A 1,426-nucleotide genomic window follows, 5' to 3' on the forward strand; every position below is an offset into this window, starting at 1 on the left:
CAGGTGCGGGTTTGGCAGATAGTAATCGTTCTGATGATTGGTCACCAGAGCAAAAGTTTTCAGTTGTTTTAGAAACAGCAGCATTGAGCGAAATTGAGTTAAGTCAGTATTGCCGAGAAAAAGGGCTTTATCCTGAACAAGTTAAAGAGTGGAAGCAAAGCTGTATTGCGGGTAATCAAACGCAATCTCAGATGCGTAAGCAATTAGCCCAAGAGCGAAAGGCCGATCATAAGCGGATTAAAGAGCTAGAAAGAGAGCTAAAGCGTAAAGATGCAGCGCTTGCCGAAACCGCAGCATTATTGGTGCTGAGAAAAAAGTTAAATGCCTACTGGGGGGAAGACGAGGACAGTTAATCTCACTCACAGATAGGCAGCATTACGTATCCTTGATTGATGAAGCCGTTACCTCTGGCGCCAGAAAAGAGAAAGCTTGTGAAGAAATAGGTTTGTCGATACGAACGCTACAGCGGTGGCTTGAACATGGTGAAATCATAGCTGATAAAAGGCCTGCTGCAGATAAACCTGAGCCGAGAAATAAGCTCACAGAGGCAGAGCAGCAAGCAATATTAGCTATCAGTAACCAAGAAGAATACGCCCATTTAGGGCCTAGCCAGATAGTGCCAATGCTGGCAGATAACGGGCAATATATCGCATCTGAATCAAGCTTTTATCGTGTGTTGAAAGCCAATGATCAGCTAATCCATCGAGGAAAAGCGAAACCTAAAGGGAGTCGTTCGAAACCTAAAGGATACACAGCGACTGCACCAAACCAAGTGTGGACTTGGGATATCAGTTACTGTCCGTCAACTGTCATTGGTCGGTTCTTCTACCTTTATATGATAATCGATATTTTCAGCCGTAAAATTGTGGGTTGGGAAGTACATGATAATGAGTCAGGTGAATATGCCGCTGAGTTACTTGAGCGCACTCTTTGGGCTGAGAAATGCGTTAAACAAAATGTGGTATTGCACTCAGATAACGGCAGTCCAATGAAGAGCCTGACGATGCAGTCCAAAATGCTTGAAATGGGTGTAATAGGCTCTCGAAGCCGCCCAGGTGTCAGCAATGATAATCCGTATTCGGAATCACTGTTCCGTACGGTCAAATACAGTCACCGCTGGCCAAGTGAAGGCTTTAAGAGCCTTGAAGATGCAAGAGTTTGGGTAAAAGACTTCGCTGATTGGTACAACAACGAGCATAGACACAGTCGTATCAAGTTCGTGACCCCAGCGCAACGCCATAATGGTGAAGATAAAGCGATACTGGAAAAACGCCGAGAGTTGTACAAAGAAGCACAAGAAAATAACCCTAACCGCTGGTCAAAGGGGATCAGAAACTGGGATGAAATCGGTGAAGTGGAGTTAAATCCAGAGAACAAAAAAGAAGCAGCTTAACAGCTTAGGCGACAACTACCTTGAAAAACGCCG

General features: G+C 44.8%; 1 protein-coding gene. It reads left to right on the forward strand.

Features of this window, described 5'->3' with window-relative positions; genetic code table 11:
• Positions 1-1,393, forward strand: a protein-coding gene (locus tag L2703_RS18865; protein ID WP_248972562.1) for an IS3 family transposase whose coding sequence is annotated in 2 segments (ribosomal slippage) — positions 1-309 and positions 309-1,393 — 1,394 coding nt annotated over the 2 segments. Because the reading frame shifts where the segments join, the coding sequence is not laid out codon by codon here. This gene is flagged as partial in the annotation.
• Positions 1,394-1,426 lie beyond the last annotated feature (33 nt).

This window comes from Shewanella basaltis (assembly GCF_023283885.1).
GTDB lineage: Bacteria > Pseudomonadota > Gammaproteobacteria > Enterobacterales > Shewanellaceae > Shewanella > Shewanella basaltis.